At 43.4% G+C, this 21,654-nt stretch carries 33 protein-coding genes and 1 pseudogene; 31 read left to right on the forward strand and 3 right to left on the reverse strand.

From position 1 onward, the window contains the following. Positions 1-5: 5 nt before the first annotated feature. The 3 genes from ACH33_RS07665 to ACH33_RS07675 all read left to right on the forward strand — a co-directional run bounded on the left by ACH33_RS07665 (position 6) and on the right by ACH33_RS07675 (position 1,300). Entirely contained in the window at positions 6-503 is a 498-nt protein-coding gene (locus tag ACH33_RS07665) for a helix-turn-helix domain-containing protein (protein ID WP_057898478.1), read from the forward strand. A 129-nt stretch (positions 504-632) separates the two neighbouring features. Then, on the forward strand, positions 633-902 hold the full coding sequence (locus ACH33_RS07670) for a hypothetical protein (RefSeq protein WP_057898479.1): 270 nt from the start codon (positions 633-635) through the stop codon (positions 900-902). 167 nt (positions 903-1,069) lie between these two features. Further along, positions 1,070-1,300 (forward strand): hypothetical protein, encoded by a 231-nt coding sequence (locus ACH33_RS07675; protein ID WP_057898480.1) that lies wholly within the window; start codon positions 1,070-1,072, stop codon positions 1,298-1,300. On the opposite strand, the gene ACH33_RS07680 is transcribed toward ACH33_RS07675, so the two are convergent. Both ACH33_RS07680 and ACH33_RS07685 read right to left on the reverse strand, forming a co-directional pair. Continuing rightward, entirely contained in the window at positions 1,297-1,665 is a 369-nt protein-coding gene (locus tag ACH33_RS07680; RefSeq protein ID WP_057898481.1) for a hypothetical protein, read from the reverse strand. The two genes, ACH33_RS07675 and ACH33_RS07680, sit on opposite strands and share 4 nt — an antisense overlap. Before the next feature lie 298 nt (positions 1,666-1,963). Beyond that, positions 1,964-2,212, reverse strand: coding sequence for a hypothetical protein (locus ACH33_RS07685; RefSeq protein ID WP_057898482.1), 249 nt, complete (start codon positions 2,210-2,212; stop codon positions 1,964-1,966). Between the two features lie 89 nt (positions 2,213-2,301). Between ACH33_RS07685 and ACH33_RS07690 the strand changes: the two genes are divergently transcribed. From ACH33_RS07690 to ACH33_RS19130, 10 genes are all read left to right on the forward strand, one after another. Further along, a complete protein-coding gene (locus ACH33_RS07690; protein WP_156424009.1) occupies positions 2,302-2,637 on the forward strand; it encodes a hypothetical protein in 336 nt (111 codons plus the stop codon). A gap of 100 nt (positions 2,638-2,737) precedes the next feature. Next, positions 2,738-3,493: a RecB family exonuclease gene (locus tag ACH33_RS07695; RefSeq protein ID WP_057898484.1), complete on the forward strand. Its 756-nt coding sequence runs from the start codon at positions 2,738-2,740 to the stop codon at positions 3,491-3,493. Between the two features lie 151 nt (positions 3,494-3,644). Next, a complete protein-coding gene (locus ACH33_RS07700; RefSeq protein ID WP_057898485.1) occupies positions 3,645-4,586 on the forward strand; it encodes a hypothetical protein in 942 nt (313 codons plus the stop codon). A gap of 57 nt (positions 4,587-4,643) precedes the next feature. Next, complete coding sequence (locus ACH33_RS07705) at positions 4,644-5,630, forward strand: DNA ligase-like domain-containing protein (protein WP_057898486.1); 987 nt, start codon at positions 4,644-4,646, stop codon at positions 5,628-5,630. After that, positions 5,569-6,435 carry an ATP-binding protein gene (locus ACH33_RS07710; RefSeq protein WP_156424010.1) on the forward strand — a complete coding sequence of 289 codons (867 nt, stop codon included), beginning with the start codon at positions 5,569-5,571 and terminating at the stop codon, positions 6,433-6,435. Before ACH33_RS07705 ends, ACH33_RS07710 begins: the two co-directional genes overlap by 62 nt. Positions 6,436-6,532: 97 nt before the next feature. After that, positions 6,533-6,712 (forward strand): hypothetical protein, encoded by a 180-nt coding sequence (locus ACH33_RS07715; protein WP_057898487.1) that lies wholly within the window; start codon positions 6,533-6,535, stop codon positions 6,710-6,712. Beyond that, entirely contained in the window at positions 6,705-7,187 is a 483-nt protein-coding gene (locus tag ACH33_RS07720; protein ID WP_057898488.1) for a zinc-finger domain-containing protein, read from the forward strand. The genes ACH33_RS07715 and ACH33_RS07720 overlap by 8 nt, the downstream gene beginning before the upstream one ends. After that, positions 7,184-7,540 carry a RusA family crossover junction endodeoxyribonuclease gene (locus tag ACH33_RS07725; RefSeq protein WP_057898489.1) on the forward strand — a complete coding sequence of 119 codons (357 nt, stop codon included), beginning with the start codon at positions 7,184-7,186 and terminating at the stop codon, positions 7,538-7,540. The genes ACH33_RS07720 and ACH33_RS07725 overlap by 4 nt, the downstream gene beginning before the upstream one ends. Beyond that, complete coding sequence (locus tag ACH33_RS07730) at positions 7,537-8,301, forward strand: BRO family protein (RefSeq protein WP_082705948.1); 765 nt, start codon at positions 7,537-7,539, stop codon at positions 8,299-8,301. The genes ACH33_RS07725 and ACH33_RS07730 overlap by 4 nt, the downstream gene beginning before the upstream one ends. Beyond that, entirely contained in the window at positions 8,277-8,438 is a 162-nt protein-coding gene (locus ACH33_RS19130) for a hypothetical protein (protein ID WP_162265010.1), read from the forward strand. The genes ACH33_RS07730 and ACH33_RS19130 overlap by 25 nt, the downstream gene beginning before the upstream one ends. 78 nt (positions 8,439-8,516) lie before the next feature. Here ACH33_RS19130 and ACH33_RS07735 read toward each other — a convergent pair whose 3' ends face one another. Then, entirely contained in the window at positions 8,517-9,038 is a 522-nt protein-coding gene (locus tag ACH33_RS07735) for a ferritin family protein (protein WP_057898491.1), read from the reverse strand. Between the two features lie 92 nt (positions 9,039-9,130). Between ACH33_RS07735 and ACH33_RS20540 the strand changes: the two are divergent. The 18 genes and pseudogenes from ACH33_RS20540 to ACH33_RS07810 form a co-directional block, all read left to right on the forward strand. Then, a pseudogene (locus ACH33_RS20540) lies at positions 9,131-9,193 on the forward strand (YopX family protein); the annotation flags it as partial. After that, positions 9,190-9,462, forward strand: a complete 273-nt coding sequence (locus ACH33_RS07740) for a hypothetical protein (RefSeq protein ID WP_057898492.1) — start codon at positions 9,190-9,192, stop codon at positions 9,460-9,462. The pseudogene ACH33_RS20540 and the gene ACH33_RS07740, both read left to right, overlap by 4 nt. Beyond that, the gene (locus tag ACH33_RS19140) at positions 9,459-9,617 is read left to right on the forward strand and encodes a hypothetical protein (protein WP_156424013.1); all 159 of its coding nucleotides are present in this window, start codon (positions 9,459-9,461) and stop codon (positions 9,615-9,617) included. Before ACH33_RS07740 ends, ACH33_RS19140 begins: the two co-directional genes overlap by 4 nt. Before the next feature lie 181 nt (positions 9,618-9,798). Beyond that, positions 9,799-10,257, forward strand: coding sequence for an ArpU family phage packaging/lysis transcriptional regulator (locus ACH33_RS07745; protein WP_057898493.1), 459 nt, complete (start codon positions 9,799-9,801; stop codon positions 10,255-10,257). A 239-nt stretch (positions 10,258-10,496) separates the two neighbouring features. Continuing rightward, on the forward strand, positions 10,497-10,694 hold the full coding sequence (locus tag ACH33_RS07750) for a hypothetical protein (protein ID WP_057898494.1): 198 nt from the start codon (positions 10,497-10,499) through the stop codon (positions 10,692-10,694). 47 nt (positions 10,695-10,741) lie between these two features. Continuing rightward, entirely contained in the window at positions 10,742-11,617 is an 876-nt protein-coding gene (locus tag ACH33_RS07755; protein ID WP_156424014.1) for a hypothetical protein, read from the forward strand. A 94-nt stretch (positions 11,618-11,711) separates the two neighbouring features. Beyond that, on the forward strand, positions 11,712-12,494 hold the full coding sequence (locus tag ACH33_RS07760; protein WP_057898496.1) for a hypothetical protein: 783 nt from the start codon (positions 11,712-11,714) through the stop codon (positions 12,492-12,494). A 120-nt stretch (positions 12,495-12,614) separates the two neighbouring features. Next, entirely contained in the window at positions 12,615-13,142 is a 528-nt protein-coding gene (locus ACH33_RS07765; RefSeq protein ID WP_057898497.1) for a hypothetical protein, read from the forward strand. Positions 13,143-13,316: 174 nt separating this feature from the next. Next, positions 13,317-13,493, forward strand: coding sequence for a hypothetical protein (locus ACH33_RS19145; RefSeq protein ID WP_156424015.1), 177 nt, complete (start codon positions 13,317-13,319; stop codon positions 13,491-13,493). A gap of 83 nt (positions 13,494-13,576) precedes the next feature. Then, positions 13,577-14,233, forward strand: coding sequence for a hypothetical protein (locus ACH33_RS07770; protein WP_057898498.1), 657 nt, complete (start codon positions 13,577-13,579; stop codon positions 14,231-14,233). 56 nt (positions 14,234-14,289) lie between these two features. Beyond that, a complete protein-coding gene (locus ACH33_RS07775) occupies positions 14,290-15,585 on the forward strand; it encodes a site-specific DNA-methyltransferase (protein ID WP_057898499.1) in 1,296 nt (431 codons plus the stop codon). 146 nt (positions 15,586-15,731) lie between these two features. Beyond that, positions 15,732-15,968: a hypothetical protein gene (locus ACH33_RS07780; RefSeq protein WP_057898500.1), complete on the forward strand. Its 237-nt coding sequence runs from the start codon at positions 15,732-15,734 to the stop codon at positions 15,966-15,968. 45 nt (positions 15,969-16,013) lie between these two features. Next, complete coding sequence (gene terS / locus ACH33_RS07785) at positions 16,014-16,901, forward strand: phage terminase small subunit (protein ID WP_057898501.1); 888 nt, start codon at positions 16,014-16,016, stop codon at positions 16,899-16,901. Beyond that, positions 16,882-18,273, forward strand: coding sequence for a terminase large subunit domain-containing protein (locus tag ACH33_RS07790; RefSeq protein WP_057898502.1), 1,392 nt, complete (start codon positions 16,882-16,884; stop codon positions 18,271-18,273). Before terS ends, ACH33_RS07790 begins: the two co-directional genes overlap by 20 nt. 15 nt (positions 18,274-18,288) lie before the next feature. Next, a complete protein-coding gene (locus ACH33_RS07795; protein ID WP_057898503.1) occupies positions 18,289-19,815 on the forward strand; it encodes a phage portal protein in 1,527 nt (508 codons plus the stop codon). Further along, positions 19,812-20,720, forward strand: a complete 909-nt coding sequence (locus tag ACH33_RS07800; protein WP_057898504.1) for a minor capsid protein — start codon at positions 19,812-19,814, stop codon at positions 20,718-20,720. Before ACH33_RS07795 ends, ACH33_RS07800 begins: the two co-directional genes overlap by 4 nt. A gap of 54 nt (positions 20,721-20,774) precedes the next feature. Beyond that, positions 20,775-21,005, forward strand: coding sequence for a ribosomal-processing cysteine protease Prp (locus ACH33_RS07805; protein WP_057898505.1), 231 nt, complete (start codon positions 20,775-20,777; stop codon positions 21,003-21,005). Next, positions 20,983-21,648, forward strand: a complete 666-nt coding sequence (locus tag ACH33_RS07810; protein WP_057898506.1) for a hypothetical protein — start codon at positions 20,983-20,985, stop codon at positions 21,646-21,648. The genes ACH33_RS07805 and ACH33_RS07810 overlap by 23 nt, the downstream gene beginning before the upstream one ends. Positions 21,649-21,654 lie beyond the last annotated feature (6 nt).

Consider the following 21,654-nt stretch of genomic DNA (forward strand, 5'->3'; position numbering starts at 1 on the left):
ACGAAATGTCCATTGGTGACTTCATACGCCAGTACCGGAAAGAAAAGAACATCACCCAGGGGGAGCTGGCGGCTCAGTTGAACTTTGAACGCTCCATGATGAGCAAAGTGGAAAGTGGCGCAAGGAAGTGGCCGGAAAGCAGTGATGCCAAACTTGCTTCAATAAACTGGCGCTTCACGTTATGGCTGGCCGATGAGCGAACCGGCGGGTTTATCTCTAATTTGTTAAAGCTTGTTCCAAACTTTGATTTGCATCCATCGGCGTTGAAAGAGCTTTTGCTGAAAGAGCTGAAAGAAGGGATGCAGGCGTTAGGGGAAATCATCTTTGTCAGGCATATCTGCCAGAAAAAGCGAAGAGAAGCAGCAGAGAAGGTGTGGTTTGAGCTTAAGGATGTAGTGGACAAGGGAGTCATCATGATGGGCGTGCTGGAAGAAGAGTTTGGCCTGGATCGAGAGGCGCTGATTAAAAAGCATGAGTACCAGGTCAAGCAAGGGGAGCGATAAGCATGGCTATCGAGCATGATGAACGGCCAAGCATGATTGACATTGTATGTGATGGCGATCAGTCGAAAGGAAGAAGTGTTTTGACACTGGCAGACATGGAAACATTTTATCGAAAGCGAGTGAAAGGGAATGAAACCGAAAGATTGGCTGGAATTAACGATGCCGGAACGCACATTGGTTTTGGAACAAATATCCGAGCAGCAGAAAGCGACAGGTCGTGCGGTAACCGCGTTGGAGATTAACCTTCGCTTACAGGAAGTATTGGAAAGAACGGCTGCCTACGACATGTCGCTTATGGATGAAGAACAGAGTCAAGCGTATAGGGAGCGTCTTCGGCAGAACAGAGAAAGGTTAGAAAAGAAAAAAGCTGTCCTGTGCGGCAACACAGAAACAGCTTGATGAGCACTTATCAAAAAAAGAATAACACATGTTCGTGTGTGCGGCAAGCTCCTCGGGCTTGCTGCCGGGGCCGGGAAGTTGAACTCCACCTTTTCTCTTACCCACGTCTTTTCCCCGGTTCCGGCAGCACTTCCGAGAAGTGCAATACATAGAGAGGAGGGAATGATGTGGAAGCGATTGAGCAACGCCTTGCCGAGCTGGAAGCGCGGGTCGAGAAGCTGGAAAAAAGGGGGGTTACCACTCAAAAAGAGGCAACCCCGGATGAAATCAAGGTTGTTAGTGAATTGATTAAAGTTTGTTCTGCATACGGTCTTACTTATGAACAAGCTCAGAACGTTGCTTGCTATTTAAGACAAGCTCTGAATGTGATGGCAAACAAGAACCGGATAACAACCTAAAGTAGAAATTCACCATCATCGATATTCTGGATTTTAGCCTCATAAGGCTTGCGGCGATGTTGCCAATAGGATTGTTCTTTTTCTTTCTCGTAACCGAATGACACATGTTCAAATTCGTTTATAGGACCCGGTAAAGGAGTAGAGTTTCCTTCTAAAGAGATACTCCAGCACTCTTTAAAGGAGCCAGTCTTCTTTAGTATATCAACTGTATCCATGTAGGCTTCGCTGAACTGCCTTAGAGCCTTGACAGCATCCGGAGGAAACTCTAAAGCGCAATTTGGACACTGAATAAACACTTTGTTGTATAGGTTTTGAAACTCGATTCTAAATGTTTCCTCGCAACGATGACAGTGAAATTTCATCATTTTTATATCCTCCTGTCATGAATTTGGAAGAAAGCCATTCACAAAAGCAACTCTTCTTCCTATAAACAAAATTCAATAAAGGGCAGAGGAATCCTACTGATCTCAGGGCAAGAACCCTAACTCCTTGGCCGAAGAGATTAGAACTAACTTGAAAGTGGGGTGAGAAGCTTGACCATAGAAGAACGTATCACTGCACTGGAAGCGCGAGTCGAGAAGTTAGAAGCCGCCCGTGGCCCGGCGGCTTGGATTGATGGCGAACTAGCCTTAATTGAAATAAGAAAACAACGTATTGAGAAATTCATTCAGTGTCCTGAACGACGCCAAGAGCTTTTAACTGCTTTAGAAGCACAGCGTTGTTCTCTTCAATCATCTTTGCAACAGCTCGAATAAGTGCTTCATGTGGAGCTTCGGATAACAAAGCACTGTATAACGGTGAACCTAATTGAATCTCTTTTTCTTCTTCATCCATTACATCAAGCACGGCTGTTTGATACTCGACAAATCCTGTAGTTTCAAGATCTTTATAACTCATGCCTAAAGATTTCATAATTTCACCTCCTCTCTATCTAACATGATTAGACAAAAGGGAGGAAAATCCTACTAATCTTAGGGCAAGTGCCCTGGCTTCTTGACCCGATGGGTATTGCCGGTTCGACTCCGGCACGGGTCGCCAAACATCAAGAATTACATAGGCGCAGCCATCGGGGTTGTACAGCCAGCGTAGGGGTAGGGGTAGGGGCGCTGGCAACTTTGAAGAAAGGTGGTGAAAAGAATATGCCAAGCTTAGACCGATTCTCACAAGGTTTTGCAGATCCACAAGAAGCGCGTGTTGTTGGAGAATGCCTTTGTTGTGGTGGGGAGGTCTATGAAGGTGAAGAAGTCTGGGAAACAGACGAGGGATATCTCCATGATGAACATAATTGTATTCGAGGGTACATTGCTAATTTTGCAACTGAGAAGGTTGCAGGGTAAATAAAAAATGACCTGCTGCAACAGGTCACTCACTTAAAAAATCACTTTTTATCAATGTACCACGAAAGTTCTTTGAAAATCAAATATTGGAGGGATATACGTGCCAGTAAAATTACCGCGTGGATACCTGTCTGTATCGCAAATTCGGACTTACCAGCGTTGTCCAAAGCAGTATGAATATCAGTATGTTTACGGGATGAAGACTACTTTTGGCAGTAGCTTTTTGCTGGGACGAGCCTTTCACAAAGCGATTGAAGAAGCAAACCGTGCCAAGATGGAAACGGGTGAAATTTTTGAAACTGAGCAGGTAGCTGATGTTTTTTCGGATGCTTGGGAGACTGAAAAGGAAGAAGTGGAGTGGAAGGAAGACGAGGATAAAGGTCAATTGAAGGATTCTGGCTTGAAAATGACCATGGCTTATTATGAGGAACATGGGCGAAATCTGAGCCCTTTCCTTGTAGAAACGGGCTTCATGATGGAAGTCGAGGGCATTCCATTTCAAGGATTTATTGATTTAGCAGAAACAGATGGAACGATTCGAGATTTTAAGACAGCATCTAAATCACCTACAGCTGACGTAGTAGATTCTTCGATTCAACTGGCAGCTTACGCTCTTGCCTATCGAGAGCTTACTGGGCAAAAGGAAGTGAAAGTTGGGCTGGATTACGTGGTCAACTTAAAGAAAGGCCCGAAGATTACTCGATTAGAGACGGAGATAGATAAAGGACGAATGGAACGTTTAAAGGCAACCATTCAGGGCGTTGGGCAGGCGATTAGTGCTGGTGTCTTTTATCCAAATGAAGAAGGGTTTGCTTGCGGATATTGTTCCTTCCGTGAGCTTTGCAAAGGAAAGTGATAAGTATGGAAAACTGCCAAATGTGTGGCGCACCGATTGAGCCGGGGGAGAAAATCACTCCGGTGTATCACGCAAGAGAAGAGGAGCCATACGGAGTCATATGCTCATGTTGCTGGAAGGAATTTATTAACTAGAGGTGATTGAATTGGCTATGCCAGAAAACCAACTCATGGAATACCCACAACAGACGTATATTTCACAAGTCGCTGTGACGCCACAGCAGGCTCTCCAAGCCTATCAGGCACTGAAACAAATCACAAAGCAGGTGCTCGTAAACGGAACGGATTACGGTGTTGTTCCAGGCACTCCGAAGCCGTCGCTTTTAAAGCCAGGAGCTGAAAATCTACTAAGGTTTTACGGGCTTGGTCACCGTGTTCAGGCTGTTGAACAGGTAAAGGATTGGGATAACGGCTTCTTTTATTTTAATTACAAAGTAACGGTCGTTAAGACCTTACCGAATGGTACAGAAATGGTTTTAGCTGAATGTGAGGGTTCGGCAAATAGCAAAGAAAAGCGATATCGAAATCAGGACCCTTATATGCTGGTGAATACGCTTCAGAAAATGGCGATTAAGCGAGCGTTGGTTGGAGCGACACTGCAGGCTACAGGAGCATCGGGACTGTTTACACAGGATCTTGAAGATATGGATGATATACCGATGCAGGAGCATCAGCAGCCAAGGCAACAAGCTTCATCTTCCCATGGTTCACGGAGCAATAACCAATCTTCTGGTAATGGTATAGCCTCAGAAAAACAGCAAAGGGCCATTTTCGCCATCGCCAAAGGGAAAGGGCTTGATGAAGAGGGAATAAAACGCCTGATTCAATATCTAAACAATAAGCAAAGTGTATCAGAGCTTACTTCTAAAGAAGCGAGTGACTTAATCAAGCTTTTACAAGAAACGAGTCCGGATGAACTGTTAGCTATGATAAGCGCAGGAGACAGTCCAACTCCAATGAATAAACCGATTGACATATCGGACGATGACCTCCCTTTTGATGAAGCCCCTGGGTTAGAAAATAGCTCAGGGGCGTGGGAAGACCCGTTAGGCTACGAAGACAGAATGCCGCGTACTAAACGCTCAGCGAGGTAATATACGCGGGATTTTTCACACTCTATTCTATTAAATAATCAAAGGAGATGTCGGGGTATGGAAGAGCAAAAAGACATCATCATGCAAGCGTCGGGGTTTGTGATTCTGCCCCGACTCTCGATTAAAAATGTAAGAGACAAACTCCTTTTCTACCATTTGCTTGAACAAGCTGACTGGAATACGGGAGAAGCTGTTCTCGTTCTTTCCCAACTTGAAGAGCAAACAGGATGGTCAAGAAAAGAGATAAGCACGTCGCTTTCTCGACTTCAAAAAGGTGGAGTTATCACAATGGAAACTCTTCGAGGGAAGCGCGGTGTTAGGGTGATGATCGTAAACTATTCTGCTTATCAAAATCTCTCAAAATATAGAAAAACGGTACAAGCAAACGGGGAAATGGCACAAGCAAAAGGACAAGCAAGCGGCAAAATGGTACAAGTAAACGATGGTGAAAAACCTTGTGTTTCCTGGGATTTACCCACTAACAAAATGGAAGTGGAACAAGCAAACAGCGAAACGGTACAAGCGAAGGCACAAGCAAATGGAGAAACGGGACAACTTATATATAGTAACAACAATAAGAACAGCAATATAAACAGCAGTAATAATAAACCTAATACGTCGCTCGTTTCAGAAAAAGACATCGAAACCTTTGTCGATGAGAACATCGACGTTTTGCCGTCCGGTGTAAACCGAAAACTCTTAATTCGTTATTGTGACATGCTGCGGCTAACGAGAAGTACATGCAAGATTTCCAAAAACGTTTTGCTCCAGGTTTTTGCGAAGATGAAAAAATACTCCGCAAATCAAATTAACTTCGCTGTATGGCATCACTTTGAAAAACACGACGATAAACGCGAGCAGTACACGCTAGGGATTCTTAGAAACACAAGGGATGATGAGGCTTATAGAAAACTAATGCGGATGTTGAACCGTCAAAGCAAGAATAGGTTCGAAATCAGAGAATCAAAAGGAGGCATACGCAGTGCAGCCAGCAGAGAACTTGATCCAGCGTTCCGTGATGAAATTAATTCCCTCTCTTTCTAAAGACGCAGAAGGGGATCACTATTGTCCGATTTGCGGCAGGTTTGTGCCAAAGACACAAATCGAGTTGTTCGGCAAAGTGCGTATTGTACAAAGTCGTTGCCAGTGCGAAATTGACAAGTTCATCTATGACCAAAAGCAAGCAGAGACCCTTATTCAGCGAAAGATGATTGAGCGGAAGTTTAACATTTCAGAGCTGGGTAAGCGCTTTGAAGAGTGTAAGTTTTATACGTTTCAATCACGTCCTGGCGCTGAAAAGGCATATCAAATGGCACGAGATTATGCCCAAAACTTCGAGCACCACCAGGAAGAAATAGGGCTGCTGCTCTGGGGAATCCCTGGGAACGGCAAGACACACCTTGCTGCGGCAGTGGCACACGAAGTCAAAGATAAAGGATTTACCGTTGTTTTTCAGACAATGGCTGAATTACTGGAGCGTATTCGAAACACGTTCAACAAGAAAGAAAAAGAGACGGAAAGCGAGATTATGACGGCGCTTCGGGATTGTGACTTACTCGTTCTGGACGATATCGGTGCTGAGAAAATCACAGACTGGGTACTCGATGTGATGTTCCGGATTATTGACGGCCGTTACCGCAAGAAAAAGCCGACGCTGTATACCACAAACTTTTTTCCGGCCGATTTGTTGATACGTTTTATGCCGTTGGAGCCGACAGAAGAGGACAAAATCAAGGCGCAGCGGATTCATGACCGAATCATTGGAACAAGCATCATCATAGAAAATAAGGCGACGAGTTATCGGCGTGAGCTGGCTGTTAAACGATTCAGGGAAATGAGTGGTGCGTAAAGTGAGCATTAGGATGGAAGGAGAATAAAGTACAAGAATACTGCGTTTTCACTCTCATCACTCAAATTCAACTGGAATCTTTAGGAGGAGAAGCCAGATGAAATACTTTGTACTTATTCCAGACAAAGCAAAGGTGCGGAATATGGTGTGCTGCCTACAAAGTTTACTTTCGCAGATGAACCGTACAGAGAATTTGGACAAGACAGTCACGGGTATTCGGATTAACAAACAGACACGAGCGATTGAAATCGAAGTGGAGGATGAGCCGGATGAGTAACACAGCTCTTTCCAGGAAGGAAAAACGAGCGCTTCGATTGCAGATATGCCGGACACTGGACGAGCATTGCGGCAACTGCGAGACCAAGAAACAAGCACTGAAAGGGAAGAGCGGCAGCGCTTGGGACGCAGCGAATCAAAGCTTGCAGGCATACTGCAATACGCAGTGCCCGGTCGGAAAACAACTGCATGCGCTGGCTTCGAAACTCGAAGGAGTGCAGATACGGCCGGGGTCGATTGAAGTACAACCGGTGCTAAAAGTACGACCAAAGCCTATCAAACTCATGGAAGTTGTCTCGAAACCGCGCGAAGAGCTTACACCGGAAAGCTATATGCAGGATAGGGAAAAAGGGCTTAGAGATTGGCAAATCGCGATACAGTACGATATCACTCCGTCGGGACTTTATAGCCGGAAAAAGCGATGGAGAGAACAGGGACTACTTGCTGGGAATGAGCAACGGAGGAAGAAAGCATGATTCGGTTGGTTGTACCCGGTCGCCCGGTTCCGGCGGTACGCATGACACAGCGGAGTAAGTTTGTCAATAAGCAAGCGCAGCGCTACCTTGAGTACAAAAATTACATCGGGTGGCTTGCGAAAGCAGAGAAAATCAAGAGAGCAGAAGGGCTGGTAGAAGTAAAAGCAATTGCTTATCTCCATGGCCTTCGAGAGCCGGATGCAGATAATCTAGCGAAGGCATATTTGGACTCCCTTAATGGCATTGCCTGGATCGACGATCGGCAGGTGCGCAAATTAACAATCGAAAAGGTGAAGGTGGATACAGCGAAGGAGCAACGTTCCGAAATTGAAATTTACGAGGTGAAGAAATGATGAGCAATATGCCAACTATTTTCAATTTCAAAGATCGGGAAGTACGAGTCGTGATGGTAAATAATGAGCCGTGGTTCGTTGCCAAAGATGTTTGTGAAGTGCTCGAAATTAAGAATCATCGTGACGCTACAGCCAGATTAAAAAATTCGATGAAACGTGCCGTCGGAGTTACCGACGCCATCGGTCGAGTGCAAGAAACGACGGTAATTAACGAAGCTGGTGTTTATAAAATTACTTTCGCAAGCACAAAACCGGAAGCAGAAAAATTTACGGATTGGCTTGCAGAAGAGGTCATACCTTCAATCCGCAAAACAGGAAGCTATAGTGTCCAATCTAACAATGTCGTCCCTCTTTCGGAAGAACGGGCGTTAATAACAGTTTTGCGGACTACAGCAGACTTGTTGGAGGGACAGGAAGAGTTGTGGCAAGGACAACAGCAGCTTGAAATGAAGCTGGCAGAAGTGGATCGGAAAGTGGAAGAGCAAATTACACTCAATAGTCATGAGCAACGCAAGGTGCAGAAGGAAATTGCGAAGCGTGTGTACGAACTGGCTGAACAGATAGCATTTAAACAGCTTTGTTTTGATGGAACGGAAGAGATTGTGCCGGATTTGGAGAAAGAGCGCCGGAAGTTATTCAGTGAAATTCATCGAGCTATCAAAGATTGTTTTGCTGTTCCGAGTTACCGTGATGTGCGGCGCTCAGAGTTCAATCAGTTATTGCTGTTTATCCAAGTATGGCGGCCGAGGCTGGTGGCGTAATGAAGAAAGCACGCTACTATTTGCTTCGTCGCAAAGAGAAAGGGTTTGGCTCTGCTCACGTTGTTTATCGCTATGAATTAATTCGTTGGAACGAGTTGCATAGGTGGCAGCGGCGTGGGTGGAAAGTAATTGCATAAATCGGTTGCCCGCCGGGGAGACCCGGTGGGTGGCACAAAAAAACACTCCCTTGATTAGAGCAAAGGAACGTTGCTAGCCTATTTATTTTTAGCATACAGAAAATTATATTTACTAGCATGTTTAATCTCGTCTGTTAAAATCTCAAACACCATATTTTTGAATACTGTACCCGGGATCATAAAGTAAATTTTTCGGTAAAGCTCTACTGCGCTTAGTTCACCAAATAAGGCCTTTTCGATTCCCGAAAGATAGGTGGTTGGTTTCTCAAACGATTCGCTATCGCTCGGCCCAATAGTTTGACCTGTTAGAGAATAGTACATCTGCCTAAACATCTGACGATGGCGCCTTTCATCATCACGAATGGAGATAATGATTTCTTTGTCCTGATTTGATGGAGCGTTTTGAATCAGGTAATCGTAAAAAAGTTCATCGTTACGTTCTCCTTGTACTGCTTGTCGTAAAAGAGGAAGAACGGCCTGTAAATTGGTTTGATACATCGCATATGAAGGTGGTACAGGTTGGGCTTGATACTGTACGGGTGTAAACGCAAATGGATATGGACTGTATCCTTGCGTTATATCACTTGTATATAGATTCATGAAAATTCCCTCCTGGGTGTAGAGTCTCTAACATTTTATGAACAGACACCCAAAGGGTGAGAAGAAATAAAAAAGGCCGGTATTAGACCGGCGAACTAGAGATTATCGGCAACATCTACGAAAATCCAGAACTGCTGGAGGTGGAGAATGTATGAACGAGGTAGAGCAGCTTGATTTATTCCCGGATATGCCTACGCCTTCTCCGGCTGAAATGGAGAAAGAGCCGAATAAGATGCGGAAACATTTAGGTCCGGGGCCAGAAGGGACAACATGCGGTACTTGCCGGTACCTGTATCGAAAAAAGTGGGGCGGAACGTATTTCAAATGCGAGTTGTATGGCGACTCCAACGGGCCGGGAACGGACTTCCGGAAGAAGTGGCAGAGCTGCAGAAAGTATGAAGCAAGGGAGGATGAGGAGAAGTGAAAACGCACGAGCTGAAAACAGAACCACCGTATTTTCAAGCGGTGCTGGATGAGGTTGAACGGTTGCGGAAGGACAATGAAGAGCTTCAAAAGCTGGTTGATAAGTTTAGCGAAGCGAATCGTCGATTGAGAATAGCGGTCGCTAATCAGAAATAAAAATCCCCTCTGAAATGCAGAAGGGTAAGGGAGAGAAAAAAGGTACAGAGATCCTACTACTTAAGTATATCCTCTTTCCCTGATAAATAAACAAAAACCCCCTCTCTGGACGGCCATCCGGAGAGGGATTCCCTGTTCTTACTCTCACAAGAATATTTTACCATGAGCAGGGGGAGTCGTCATGCAAATGTCGTTTTTGCCGAAAATTGACCGGAAAGCTACGCAGAAAAGAATAGAAGGCGTACTGGATACTGCGCGTATTTATCGTCGCATCGGCTTTGAAAGACGCGAGGTAAGAAATACTCCTTCATACGAGCCTCGCTTTCACGGTCAGACGAACGCGACGAGTGACCAGGTAGGTGACAATGCCTCCTGGAATGTGGATGCTGAGGAACGCATCAGGGAGCTTACAGAGCGCGTAGAGAGAGCGGTAAAGAGGTTGCCGAAGCGCCAGCGTCAAATTATTGAGATGCGCTATCTGAATGATGATGTTGATCGGAACTTTGATTATATGGTGTATACCGAATTGAACATTTCCAGCCGGACGTATGACCGGGAGAAGGCGCGAGCTATTTATTCACTGGCATTTATGTTGAGGATGGAAGTTATCGAGAAGAATGAGGAGCCATTAACCGTTTAGGGAGTGGCGAACTTTTGGCGTAAAAATGGCAAAGTTTTGGCGCAAAGTTGGCGCACTATTTTGAGATAGGGGTGGTATGATGATAGTGTCAGAAGATAAGCGAAGGGGCCTGTCAATATAAGACAGGTCTCTTTACTTATTGCGAAAAATAAAAAATAAAAATGTCACTTAGAAGGAAATTCCAAAATAATTATAGAAGAAGGTAGGTGTATTTAATAATGAGCAGGGAGGTATGTAGTGTGGAGGATTTTAAAAGTGTAAAGTTTGTTGAAATTATCGATAGTGAAAATGGTGAGTTGAACGGACTTCGAGCACGTGTTATTGATGTAGAAGAACACAAATTTGGAATTGATTTAAGGATTGTGGTAGAAAAGACAGGGGAGAAAATGTGGATTTCTTCTGAATCTGTATATCAATTGGAGGAAAGTCTAGTTTGACGTTTTGGTTATATCTAGTATAATGGAATCATCTTACAAGGGAGAGGATGGTTCTGGTGGATTTTTTTGTGTATCAAGTTTATGAAGAAGTGAATGTAGAAAATCGAGAAGCATTACTCTATAATTACCTGCAAGACACAGGCTTTTATGTAGCGGAACATGGTTTGCGTTATGTTATTAATAGTGATATCGAATTAGATAGAGGTGTAATAGCAGGAACATTTAGCCAGGAATACGTTCCAAACATATATGAAGTTGAAGAAGATAGAAGCATTGTTCCTAGGGAAGATGTTGAACCGTATGACAGAACGTTTTTTGCATTCGACTTTAGTACCAGAGCATTTTTAATCCAAAACAAAAAGTATCCACCAGAAAACTTAAAACCAGGCAGAACATTAGACCGATTAAATGACATATTTAATAGTGCATTTAACGAACTTTTTAACTCGAACTGTACTTTTGTTCCTGTCCTACTGCCAGAAGGAAACGAGTCTTTTTTAAGATTATTTGATACCCACAGAGTTATTGAAGTTAAGGTTAAGGAAATTAATAACGGAAGGTTACTAGGAGAAGAAGTAATCCTTTCTGCGGATATCGCTGAGAGCGAAGCCATGAAAACAGTTTGGAACAATGATATATCCTTAACAGACTTTATTCACCTTAGGACATCACTTGAAGGAAGTTTAAATGACTCTCTTATCTGCAAAGCAGCGATCAACTCTCCGGGTGCAGTTATCGATACCATGAGATATTTCGATCCTGAAGAAGATGGTTTTGTTACAAAAAAGAGGTCAAAACTTGATCAATTTAGTGTACCTTCTATAGATAGGAACACAGAATCAATCACAGCCTTTAACGAAATTACTAACACGGTTGCAATGAATCGTCGTATTCTTAGAAACATGAGACAAATCCGAACTTGATAAAGATTGTAATGAAGACCGTTCCAAGGAGCGGTCTTTTTGTTTACAATAAATACCTCTTAGCCTTATGATGTATAGGTTAGGGGGGATTAAAATGAATAAAGGATTTATAGAAAAAGTAAAAAGTTATACAAGTCTTGGAGTAATGATTTTTATACTCTTAATAGTTGTGGTTTGGTGTTTAAAAATAACAATCGGTTTAAATACAACTGGAGTTAAGGATTTTCTAGATATTATACTGAAGGTAGTTCAAATATTGTTTTATATAGTAGGAGCTATTGTTGGTGTATTGACTTATAGAAGTGCTAAAAAGGGATTTTTAAATACTGTTAACACTGAATATAAAAAAAGGGTAATGGATCACTTAGAAAAATTATCAGATTCATTATACAATGAATTTAATCCTAACTCTGAAAATTATTGGGTAAGACTAGATCCGGAAAAAGAAATAATATCAAAAATATTAGAAGTCTATAAAAAAAATGAACAGAAAATATTGAACTCAAAAAATTTTCGTATAGGAATACCTCATACTAAGTCACAAGCTGTTTTGGAAGAAATCCTTAATCGTGTCAAATCAGATCCGTTTATTCCAGAAGAAATATCGAATGAAGTAGTAAGGTATTTAGAAAAAAGGCTAAATTCTATGCATATTATATTTATTGAAGAGTCAAGAAAGTATATGGAAGAGCTAGCTCAGGGGCTATATAAAGATAAGATTAAGGATTCTGAAATATATATTAAAAATAAGATAAATAAGAGGTTGTATAAAGAAGGGTGTGGAATTTCTCAAATCGAAAAAGAAGTACATAATATCCGTATAAAAATAAAAAAATATTTGGAATCATACAATCCCTTTAATAAAAATAATTTTTGATAAAGCACCCACGTGATGCTTCTTGTTTTGCCTTGGAGATAGGAAAATATAGCTAAAAACATGAATCTTTCTCCTTTTTTCCTACGTAAATTATTATTAAATGAGAAGAGGAGGGACTTTATGTTTGGGAAGAAGTTTTTGTTTGAAGAGGAAATACATAATACTTACCACTCTTTAGATACAAAGGTAAGAGGTAAAAACGGCTATAGTGCTGTAAAACAACATCTGCAACATAAACTTCCAGATTCGGATAAACTAAAGAGATTGGAAAAATTAATGGTGATTGCAAATATAGAGGAAAATAGAGCAAAGCATTTATTGCAAATCTCAGGAATAGTATCAACGATTTTACTTAGCTTCGTAATAGCGGGGGTTGGAGGTTTATATGGTGTTGTAGGAGGGTTGTTTGAAAAGCTTATAGAGTCTATTATAGAAAGACCTGAAGACCTAGAAACTCAGCAAGCCATGAATATGCTATTTAATAACTCTGTTGATATACTATGGTATATGATGGTGATAGGGATGGTTGTGTTTGTTGGTTTATCAGTAATTTGGGCAAAGAAAAACTTTGCTCAATTAAAGCGAAGTATCTTATTACAGTATATTATTAATGAGGAAATTAAAGAGGTAAGTAAAAAGGCATCCTAAAGGGTGCTTTTTCTTTTGCGTAACGTTACAAACGAGCCAGCGAAACAGTGTAACAGAAAAAGTGCTTCATCTAATGCCTTGCTTGCTGGTTGGCTTGTAACGTTAAAACTTTGCGTTACAGTTGCAGGAAAATAGTCCCTCTCGTCGAATGTGAATTGAGAGGGAGGGGATAGTATGTTTAAAGAATGTAAAAAATGTGGTGCTATGATGCAATTACAAGATACTTATGAACAACAAAGAAGAGAGATTACTGTGTATGTATGTTTGAACCATAATTGCAAAGCGATTTACAGAATAGTGAAAGATGAAAATAAAAACGTTGTTTTAGAGGAATGGGGACAGCTTCCATAACTTTTTATTTTGTATTAGAGAAGAATTATAGAGAAGAGATGTTATTTTGGTAAACTACTTCGAAAAAAGAGGGAGTAATTAAAATGTCATATCCATGGCCTAAGGAAGGACAAAAACTGTTTAAATCAGGTAGCTATTATCAAATCGCTCATTTTGGATGGGGAGGACAAGATTCGCAATTTCATGGATATATCAGGGGATATAAAGAAGCAGCTGATAACTTAGTAGATTTGGCTATTAAGTCTGAAAATATTGCTGTTTTAGATACATACGTTTTTCCGATTGTCTTTCTCTACAGACAATTTTTAGAGCTTTCAATGAAAGAAATTTATCTAAATTATTCTGAACATAGCACAGAGGATAAAGTTAAAACCATCGACAAAGCAGGTCATAATTTGTTAAGAATATGGAATGAGATAAAGCCGTTAATCCAAGAAGGATGTAACTCTAATGATGATGATAAAACAATTAAAGTAGTAGAAGATTACATAAATCAATTTCATGCTTTTGATAAGACTTCTTTTACGTTTAGATATCCAATTACCAAAAAATTAGCCCCTACTCTGGATAAAGAATATCGTATAGATTTGCTTAATTTAAAACAACGCATAGATGAATTAGGACACTTTTTCTCAGGTGTTGATGGACAACTAGATGCAAATAAAGAAAATAAATACGAGCAACAAAAAGAATTTATGGAAATTATACAACAAAATATGTGGGATGAAGTAGGATATTGAAAAGCGCCACGATAGGCGCTTTTTCTTTTACTTTAAAACAGAGGTGAGTGATAGATATGGAAATAAGAAAAGTATCGATTGCTAGCATCAACCCAGCGCCGTACAACCCGCGTGTGGATTTACAGCCTAGAGATCCGGAATACGAGAAGCTGAAGCGTTCCATCACAGAATTCGGCTATGTCGAGCCGCTGGTTTGGAACGAGCGCACCGGCAATCTGGTCGGTGGCCACCAGCGCTTTAAAATTCTACTGGAACAAGGCTATACAGAAATCGAAGTATCTGTGGTTAACCTGGACGAAGCACGCGAGAAGGCGCTGAACATCGCGCTGAATAAAATCAGTGGACGATGGGATGAAGAGAAGCTGGCGATCTTGCTGCAGGAATTGGCTGAGAGTGAAATTGGCATTGAGCTGACTGGTTTCGATAAAGAGGCTCTGGACGAGCTGCTTTCTACTTTACCGGCCGATACAGAACCGGATGAGCCGGTTGTCGACGATGAATATGATGTACAGGCTGCGTTGGATGCGATCAAAGAGCCGGAAACAAGGTATGGGGATATATGGCGATTAGGAAGACATTTGCTTGTCTGTGGCGATGCTACACGTTTAGAAGATGTGCAGCGGCTTATGCAGGGGAAGAAAGCGAACCTGGTTGTCACGGACCCGCCGTATAACGTGGCTGTGGAAAGTGATTCAGAACGCCTGGCTGCAGATGGTCGGGAGTCGATTTTAAATGACGACATGTCCGATGAAGATTTTGTCGTGTTTTTAAATCAAATATTTACGAACTACGCCGCGATTATGAAGCCGAACGCGGCGATTTATATTTTTCATCCATCTTCCTATCAGCGAGAGTTTGAGAACGCGATGAATGCCGCTGGAATTGTGACACGTTCACAGTGTATTTGGGTGAAGAACGCACCGACCTTTGGTTGGGCGCAGTACCGATATAAGCACGAGCCGGTATTTTATGCGCACATCAAAGGGAAAGCGCCAGCCTGGTATGGGGACCGGAAGCAAACGACGGTATGGAAGGCCGGGCTACCGGTTGAGATTCCGGAACCGGAAACCGTATGGGAAGTGTCGCGTGGCGATGTGACGAAATATGTTCATCCGACACAGAAGCCGTTGGATTTGTTAGCGATTCCGATTGGCAACAGCAGCAAGAAAGGGGATATTGTTGTCGACTTCTTCGGTGGCAGTGGTTCGACGCTTATGACATGCGAACAGATGGGACGTGAATGCCGGACGCTTGAACTGGACCTGGTATTTTGTGATGTGATTAAGCAGCGATTCTACGAAGCAACCGGTATTGAGCCGGTACTCGTTTCTCGCATCGATGAAGCGGCATAACAGTAGAAAAGCAAAAGGAGGACGCTGCGAACGCCCTCCTGACAAGCTGCCGGGTACCCCCGACGAAGGATAGCAGAACACCGTGGCCACGGAAGGGAAAGCTGCTATCCTGTTTCCATTTTACATGGAACACGGGGGTATATTCAATGAAAAATGCAAACGAACGTTCTTATTCTGATGAGGATGCAAACCTACTTCTGCAGCACGAAGTCGAGATTATGGAAAGCATCATAGAGTCGAAGTCAAAGTACCGGAAAATCATCCATGCTGGCATTGCACGATGGGTGAAAGATTTCCAGGAAGGCAGGATTGAAATTAAAACGGTGGATGATTTGAAGAAGTTGATTGAAATCGATTTGGAGCTGCAGCGAGATGACTTATAAAAACAAACTCAACTCAAACCAGATTATGGAGGTGGGTGGAATGTAGTGGGACGAGAAAGAAATCCAAATCGCAGAAAAGCGTTTGAAATGTGGAAAGAGAGTGGCGGAACGTTAAGTTTAAAGGATATTGCCGCTGCTTTAGGCGTAGCTGATGGAACGGTCCGAGGATGGAAGAACAAAGATAACTGGGAAGAAAGATTAAATGGAACGTTCCAATCAGAAAAACGGAACGCTCTAAAAAATACGAAACGTTCCAAAAGGAAAGGAGCCCCACCTGGAAATAAAAACGCAATAGGGAATAATGGTGGCGCTCCACCGGGGAACAAACGGGCTGCAGGAAACAGTGGCGGTGGCGCACCGCCAGGAAATAAAAATGCCGTAACCACTGGCGAGTACGAATCCTTAATGTTGGATTTACTTGATGACGAAGAAAAGGAACGGTTCGCTGCCATTCCTACGGATCCGCTTGTTCAAATCGACTTAAAAATCCGCGAGCTATCCTGGCGTGAGCACAGAATGATGCAGCGCATTAAGCAAAAGGAGAACGGTCTGACAGAGAAACAGCGGCGTGTTCTGCAGGAGCTACGCAAAGTGAAGGATGCAGTCACTGTGCACGATGAAAAGACTGGCCAGACGAAAGTGGTTCCGGTGCAGCGTGAGGAATTGGTCACTACAGAGATTGAGGAAACGGAGTTCCGTGCCATCGACGATATTTTAAACATTGAAGAAGCACTCACCCGCGTCACTGATAAGCTGCTTAAAGCAATTAAGCAGAAGCATGAGATGCTGGAAGCAGACTATAAGCGGGGCATTGTCGATGAAAGACTAGCAATAGAAAAAGAAAAACTCCATCTCTTGAAGAAATCAGACCAAGATGAGCAGCCTACACAGATTGTTGTGCGGAGGTGGACAGATGATCATTCTGGAAGTTAATCCTTTTGCCGATTGGACACCGCATGCCAAGCAGATTGAAGTTATGGAATCTAACGTCAGGAACCTTGTGCTAAATTGCGGCCGCCGTGGTGGAAAAACGAATGTAGGGGCGCGTAAGTTCTTTGACCGTATTCTGGAGGATATCGAAAAAGGAAAAGGTCTGCCTTACAAGCCGCCGAAGAATTTAAAGCTGATGAAAAAGCCGAAGCCACGCCTGGAATACTGGTGTGTGGCACCGACCTATTCCATGTCGGAGATTCAGCAAGAGGAATTATCCTGTGTGATCCCGGAAGAAATGATTGAAAGCTGGGACTTATCCAAGAACCGGGTATGGTTGAAAGGATATATCCTCATTCAGTTTAAGTCAGCTGACAATCCTAAAACACTTGTAGGTAAAGGGCTGGACGGTGCCTGGTTGGACGAGGCCAGTAAGATGAAGGAGGAAACCTGGTCCGGATATTTATCATACGCACTGGCCGATAAAGGTGGATGGACAATATGGACAACCACGCCGGAGGGCATGAACTGGTTTTATGAGGATGTGGTGCTCAACGGACAGTATACGGATGCTGGCGGCGAACCAGGCGATTACCGCAATGATCCGGAATGGAAAAACTTCTACTGGACGAGTAAAGATAATCCGCTGCCAGAATTACAGAAGAATATTCAGCGCATGATTGAAACCATGCCAAAGCGATACGTGGATCGGGAGATTTATGCCCGGTTTGATGTGTTTTTTGGACAGGTTTTCGAGGAGTTTAATCGCTCTATTCATGTGGTTCCGCGTCAGCTATGTGAAGAGAAATTTAAAAATGGTGATTTCGTCCACATTGAAGCCGGGAAGGACTGGGGCTTCTCTAATCCTGGCACGACCATTGTGGGTGCCATGACCGCAAACGGCGAGCTTTGGATTGTCGATGCGATTTATAAACCGGGAATGGAGATTTTAATTCCTGGTTCGTCTGATTGCTGGGTTGAACAGGATAAAAAGTTGATGAAGAAATGGCGCATTTCTCGTTTTTGGTGTGACTCTGAGAACCCAAGCAATATAAAAACTTATGTGACCAATGGATTGCCGGCTAAAGCGGCACAGAAGCATTTGAAAGAGGGGTTGCGTGCCGTTGCTTCGCTGTTCCCGGTAAAGTCCGATAACGGCCGACCAAACATCTTTATCAGCGACCATCTAAAAGAATTTTTGCAGGAGCTTACCAACTATCGCTATCCGGAAGATGCGACAGGGGACAAGGCGGAAATCCCTGAGGGGGATGACCATGCAATGGACGCACTGCGTTACCTTGTATGGAACAGTAAAACATTCCATCAGTTGTTGGTTAAGCGATTTAACATGATTCCGTGGAAGATTGCTGCATAGAGGGGGTGAAAAGCCATGCAAACGATGCTGATTGAGCAGTTTTATCAGGAAAACAAAGAAAATAACACATGGAAATGGGTGCTCGATGTAATTCGAAAGCATCAAACACGGGATTACTCCGTTATGCGGAAGTATGTAGACGGCGAGCATGACATCCTGAAGCAGCCAGAAGAGAGAGGGAAGCCAAATAACCGCATTGTTGTGAACTTCGCACGGAAAATTATCGATTTTAGTACGTCTTATATTGCCAGCAATCCGATTCGCTATGCGCCAAACGTGGAAAAAGAAGGGCTGGATGAGTTTGTTGAAAAGCTACAGGCGATATTCGTTGATAATGATGAAGAAAGCAGTACGTACGAACTCATTGAAAATGGTTCCATCGATGGTGAAGTGTTCGAATACTATTATTTTGATGAAGATGGCCAGATTTGTATGACTCCGTTTACGGCAGACGAATGCATAGCTGTTTATGATACAACGGTAAAAGCCAAGCTGATTGCGGTCATTCGCTACTATCACGTATGGAATGATGCGGCCAAACGAAACGAGCTCCGTGTCGAAGTATATGATGAGCATGAAATTAGTTATTTAAAGCAGGAGGGAGAATCCCTTGTGCTGGATACTTCCCGCCCGGATAATCCTTATCTTCATAAGATTACAGTGCTCGTGACGGATCAGGATGGAAAGATGAAGCCCAAACCGGTTGTTCCCTGGACGCATTATGTGAATCGACCACGTAAGCATCAGGCGGCGCGGGATGACGGCATGATTGAGGGAATGGGTGACCTTGCTGATTTAAAGAACCTGTTTGATGCGATTAACAAAGCCATTACCGGAAAGGTCAATGTACAGGAATATTTTAAGAACCCCAAAATCATGTTTGAAGATCTTGATTTGGATGAGTTGATTCTCTATGACGAAGAGGGCAATCTGATTACTGACGTAGAGAGAAAGAGGCAATATCTCGCAAAGATGTTTTGGACTTCTCATGTTCTTGTAGGTAGCAAAGCGGTACCGATCACATGGGATTTGCAGGATCAACATGAGGAAAACACCATTAATCGCCTGATAGAGTCTTTGCTTGACCAATCCGGTACGCCGCACCTTCGCCCGGATCAGGTAGGAAATGCTCCATCTGGCATTGCATTAAAACTCATCTTCTATCATGCAGATATTAAAGCCGGAATTAAAATGCGGCAGTATGGCAAGGGACTGCGAAATCGACTGCGTATACTTACAGGTATGTTGAATATGAAGTATAGGAAGCAGTGGAACTATCAGGACATTGATATTAAATTCAGCAAGAATATGCCGGTCAATATTGTAGAGATGGTCGATATCGTCACGAAGTTAATAGGCGAGCTATCGCATGAAGAGCGCTTGGCATTGCTGCCGTTTGTTGATGATCCACAAGCGTCACGTAAGAAATTACTTGCCGAGCAGGAAGAAGAAGCGCAAAGGCGTATAGCCTTAATGGACCCGCTGGCCGTGGATAATGAAGAGGATGAGGACGAGAATGGCTCACCGGGTGATGCGGCATGAGCCGAGAAGAGCAGTATCAGATTGATTTAGAGAAGCGCATTGCTAAATACGCGAATCATCTGAAAAAACTTTTCGGCAGTGTAACCAATAGCATCATTAAGGAAGTGGCCATGCTGTACGCAAAGCATGCTGAAACAAATGAGGAATATCCTTCTTTCCTATACAGCGCCATTCAGCTTGAACAAATCATGCAGATCATACAAAAGCTTCTGTTCGACCTTGGTGCGCAGGAAGAAGCGCAATTACGAGCCGTATGGGGGGAAGAGTACAAGCGAAGTTTATATCATCACCTCTACTTTATAGAGGAGGACTTTGGCGTTTCGGTAAACGTACCGATGCTAAACGGTCCGATGATATTGGCAGCGGTTGAGCATAAGTGGGAAGGGCGGCATTTTTCCAAAAGAATCAGGCTCAGAACCGACCTTTTGGCTGCTGCTATTGAGGATGTCATTACCCGTGCTTCTGTGCAAGGGTGGGGCGTTACACGCACGTCAAAGGAAATTATGATTCGCACAACGGAAAGCTGGTCAAATGCAGTCCGGCTGGCACGCACTGAATTGAACCGAGCTGCAGCACAAGGACAAAGTTTGGCATACCAGGCGAACAGCGACATTATCGAAGCAAAAGAGTTTTGCGCTACACTGGATACCAAAACCTCTAAGGTGTGCCGCAAAGCCGATGGAAAAAGGTTTCCGCTAGATTATGATACCCCGACGAATCCGGGAAGAGAGGGTGAGCGAATCCCCAATCACCCGAATTGTCGCTCGTACTGGCGGCCAGTGATGAAATCGAAAGTGCTTGAAAGTCTTGAACGTGAACGTGCGTATAAACTCGGGAAGGAACGAGGGTACACGAAAGCTAGAACCTTTGAACAATGGGCAGAAGAAAAAGGAATAGCCGCATAATTAAACATCCGACTTCAAGGGTGTTTTTTTATTGTCTTGAAAGGGAGATGTGGATTGATTCATATCACAGCGGAAATGGCTAACGGTCAAATGAAAGTAGAGGCAGTGGGCCACGCCAATTACGCAGAACATGGCAAAGACATTGTTTGCGCTGCTGTTTCTGCGATAATGCAAACCGCTTTGCTTGGACTGCAAGCAATCGCTGAGCAGTACCCTGAGCATGTTTCATTAAAAGTTACTGAGAAGAAAGGAGAAAGAAAAGATGAAGAAATTCTGGATGTTTAACATTCAAAGATTCAGCGAAGGGGGTGAGGGAGGAAGTGGAGGCCAAGGCGGAGACGGAGGTGCCGGAACTGGTAGTAACGGAGGTGGTAAGGGCGAAGCAGCTGCAGGTGGTCAAAACAATGGAGGCCAAGGCAGTGAAAATAAGCAACCTGCAGTGTCTTTCCAGACGCAAGAGGACTATGACAAAGCTTTGCAGGGCGCTGTCACCGATTATTTGAAGTCGTTAGGCATTGAGAAAGCAGAAGATTTGAAGGGAATTATCGAGGCCCATAAACAAAAGGAGGAAGCCAATAAAACAGCAGAAACCAAGCTTGCAGAGCGGGATGCGGAACTAAAAACAGCAAACAGCACAATCCAGTCCCTACGGGTGGAGAATGCATTTATTCTGGAAGCCATTAAACAGGGGATTGACCCGGAAAAACTGTCCGATGCGATTCGCCTGGCTGACCTGTCGAAAGTAGAAGTAACAGATGGCGGAAAAATCAAAAACATCGATAAGCATGTCAGTGATTTGGTTGCAGCTAAACCTTGGTTGAAGGCGGATGGAAAGCCTACAGGTCAAACGCCAGAACAGAAGCCGCCGAGCAATACAAAAACAAGCATCCCTAATATTTCAGACCTGCGCAAAATGCAGCGAATTTAAGGAGGA

The organism is Aneurinibacillus sp. XH2, assembly GCF_001439585.2.
In the GTDB taxonomy this organism is placed as follows: domain Bacteria; phylum Bacillota; class Bacilli; order Aneurinibacillales; family Aneurinibacillaceae; genus Aneurinibacillus; species Aneurinibacillus thermoaerophilus.

Excerpts from the sequence above, each read along its gene's own strand:
- ACH33_RS07665 (WP_057898478.1), top strand. The coding sequence starts at position 6 with ATGTCCATTGGTGACTTCATACGCCAGTACCGGAAAGAAAAGAACATC.
- ACH33_RS07670 (WP_057898479.1), top strand. The coding sequence starts at position 633 with ATGAAACCGAAAGATTGGCTGGAATTAACGATGCCGGAACGCACATTG.
- ACH33_RS07680 (WP_057898481.1), bottom strand. The coding sequence starts at position 1,665 with ATGATGAAATTTCACTGTCATCGTTGCGAGGAAACATTTAGAATCGAG.
- ACH33_RS07685 (WP_057898482.1), bottom strand. The coding sequence starts at position 2,212 with ATGAAATCTTTAGGCATGAGTTATAAAGATCTTGAAACTACAGGATTT.
- ACH33_RS07690 (WP_156424009.1), top strand. The coding sequence starts at position 2,302 with ATGGGTATTGCCGGTTCGACTCCGGCACGGGTCGCCAAACATCAAGAA.
- ACH33_RS07700 (WP_057898485.1), top strand. The coding sequence starts at position 3,645 with ATGCCAGAAAACCAACTCATGGAATACCCACAACAGACGTATATTTCA.
- ACH33_RS07705 (WP_057898486.1), top strand. The coding sequence starts at position 4,644 with ATGGAAGAGCAAAAAGACATCATCATGCAAGCGTCGGGGTTTGTGATT.
- ACH33_RS07715 (WP_057898487.1), top strand. The coding sequence starts at position 6,533 with ATGAAATACTTTGTACTTATTCCAGACAAAGCAAAGGTGCGGAATATG.
- ACH33_RS07720 (WP_057898488.1), top strand. The coding sequence starts at position 6,705 with ATGAGTAACACAGCTCTTTCCAGGAAGGAAAAACGAGCGCTTCGATTG.
- ACH33_RS07725 (WP_057898489.1), top strand. The coding sequence starts at position 7,184 with ATGATTCGGTTGGTTGTACCCGGTCGCCCGGTTCCGGCGGTACGCATG.
- ACH33_RS07730 (WP_082705948.1), top strand. The coding sequence starts at position 7,537 with ATGATGAGCAATATGCCAACTATTTTCAATTTCAAAGATCGGGAAGTA.
- ACH33_RS19130 (WP_162265010.1), top strand. The coding sequence starts at position 8,277 with ATGGCGGCCGAGGCTGGTGGCGTAATGAAGAAAGCACGCTACTATTTG.
- ACH33_RS07735 (WP_057898491.1), bottom strand. The coding sequence starts at position 9,038 with ATGAATCTATATACAAGTGATATAACGCAAGGATACAGTCCATATCCA.
- ACH33_RS07740 (WP_057898492.1), top strand. The coding sequence starts at position 9,190 with ATGAACGAGGTAGAGCAGCTTGATTTATTCCCGGATATGCCTACGCCT.
- ACH33_RS07745 (WP_057898493.1), top strand. The coding sequence starts at position 9,799 with ATGCAAATGTCGTTTTTGCCGAAAATTGACCGGAAAGCTACGCAGAAA.
- ACH33_RS07755 (WP_156424014.1), top strand. The coding sequence starts at position 10,742 with ATGGTTCTGGTGGATTTTTTTGTGTATCAAGTTTATGAAGAAGTGAAT.
- ACH33_RS07760 (WP_057898496.1), top strand. The coding sequence starts at position 11,712 with ATGAATAAAGGATTTATAGAAAAAGTAAAAAGTTATACAAGTCTTGGA.
- ACH33_RS07765 (WP_057898497.1), top strand. The coding sequence starts at position 12,615 with ATGTTTGGGAAGAAGTTTTTGTTTGAAGAGGAAATACATAATACTTAC.
- ACH33_RS19145 (WP_156424015.1), top strand. The coding sequence starts at position 13,317 with ATGTTTAAAGAATGTAAAAAATGTGGTGCTATGATGCAATTACAAGAT.
- ACH33_RS07770 (WP_057898498.1), top strand. The coding sequence starts at position 13,577 with ATGTCATATCCATGGCCTAAGGAAGGACAAAAACTGTTTAAATCAGGT.
- ACH33_RS07775 (WP_057898499.1), top strand. The coding sequence starts at position 14,290 with ATGGAAATAAGAAAAGTATCGATTGCTAGCATCAACCCAGCGCCGTAC.
- ACH33_RS07780 (WP_057898500.1), top strand. The coding sequence starts at position 15,732 with ATGAAAAATGCAAACGAACGTTCTTATTCTGATGAGGATGCAAACCTA.
- ACH33_RS07790 (WP_057898502.1), top strand. The coding sequence starts at position 16,882 with ATGATCATTCTGGAAGTTAATCCTTTTGCCGATTGGACACCGCATGCC.
- ACH33_RS07795 (WP_057898503.1), top strand. The coding sequence starts at position 18,289 with ATGCAAACGATGCTGATTGAGCAGTTTTATCAGGAAAACAAAGAAAAT.
- ACH33_RS07800 (WP_057898504.1), top strand. The coding sequence starts at position 19,812 with ATGAGCCGAGAAGAGCAGTATCAGATTGATTTAGAGAAGCGCATTGCT.
- ACH33_RS07810 (WP_057898506.1), top strand. The coding sequence starts at position 20,983 with ATGAAGAAATTCTGGATGTTTAACATTCAAAGATTCAGCGAAGGGGGT.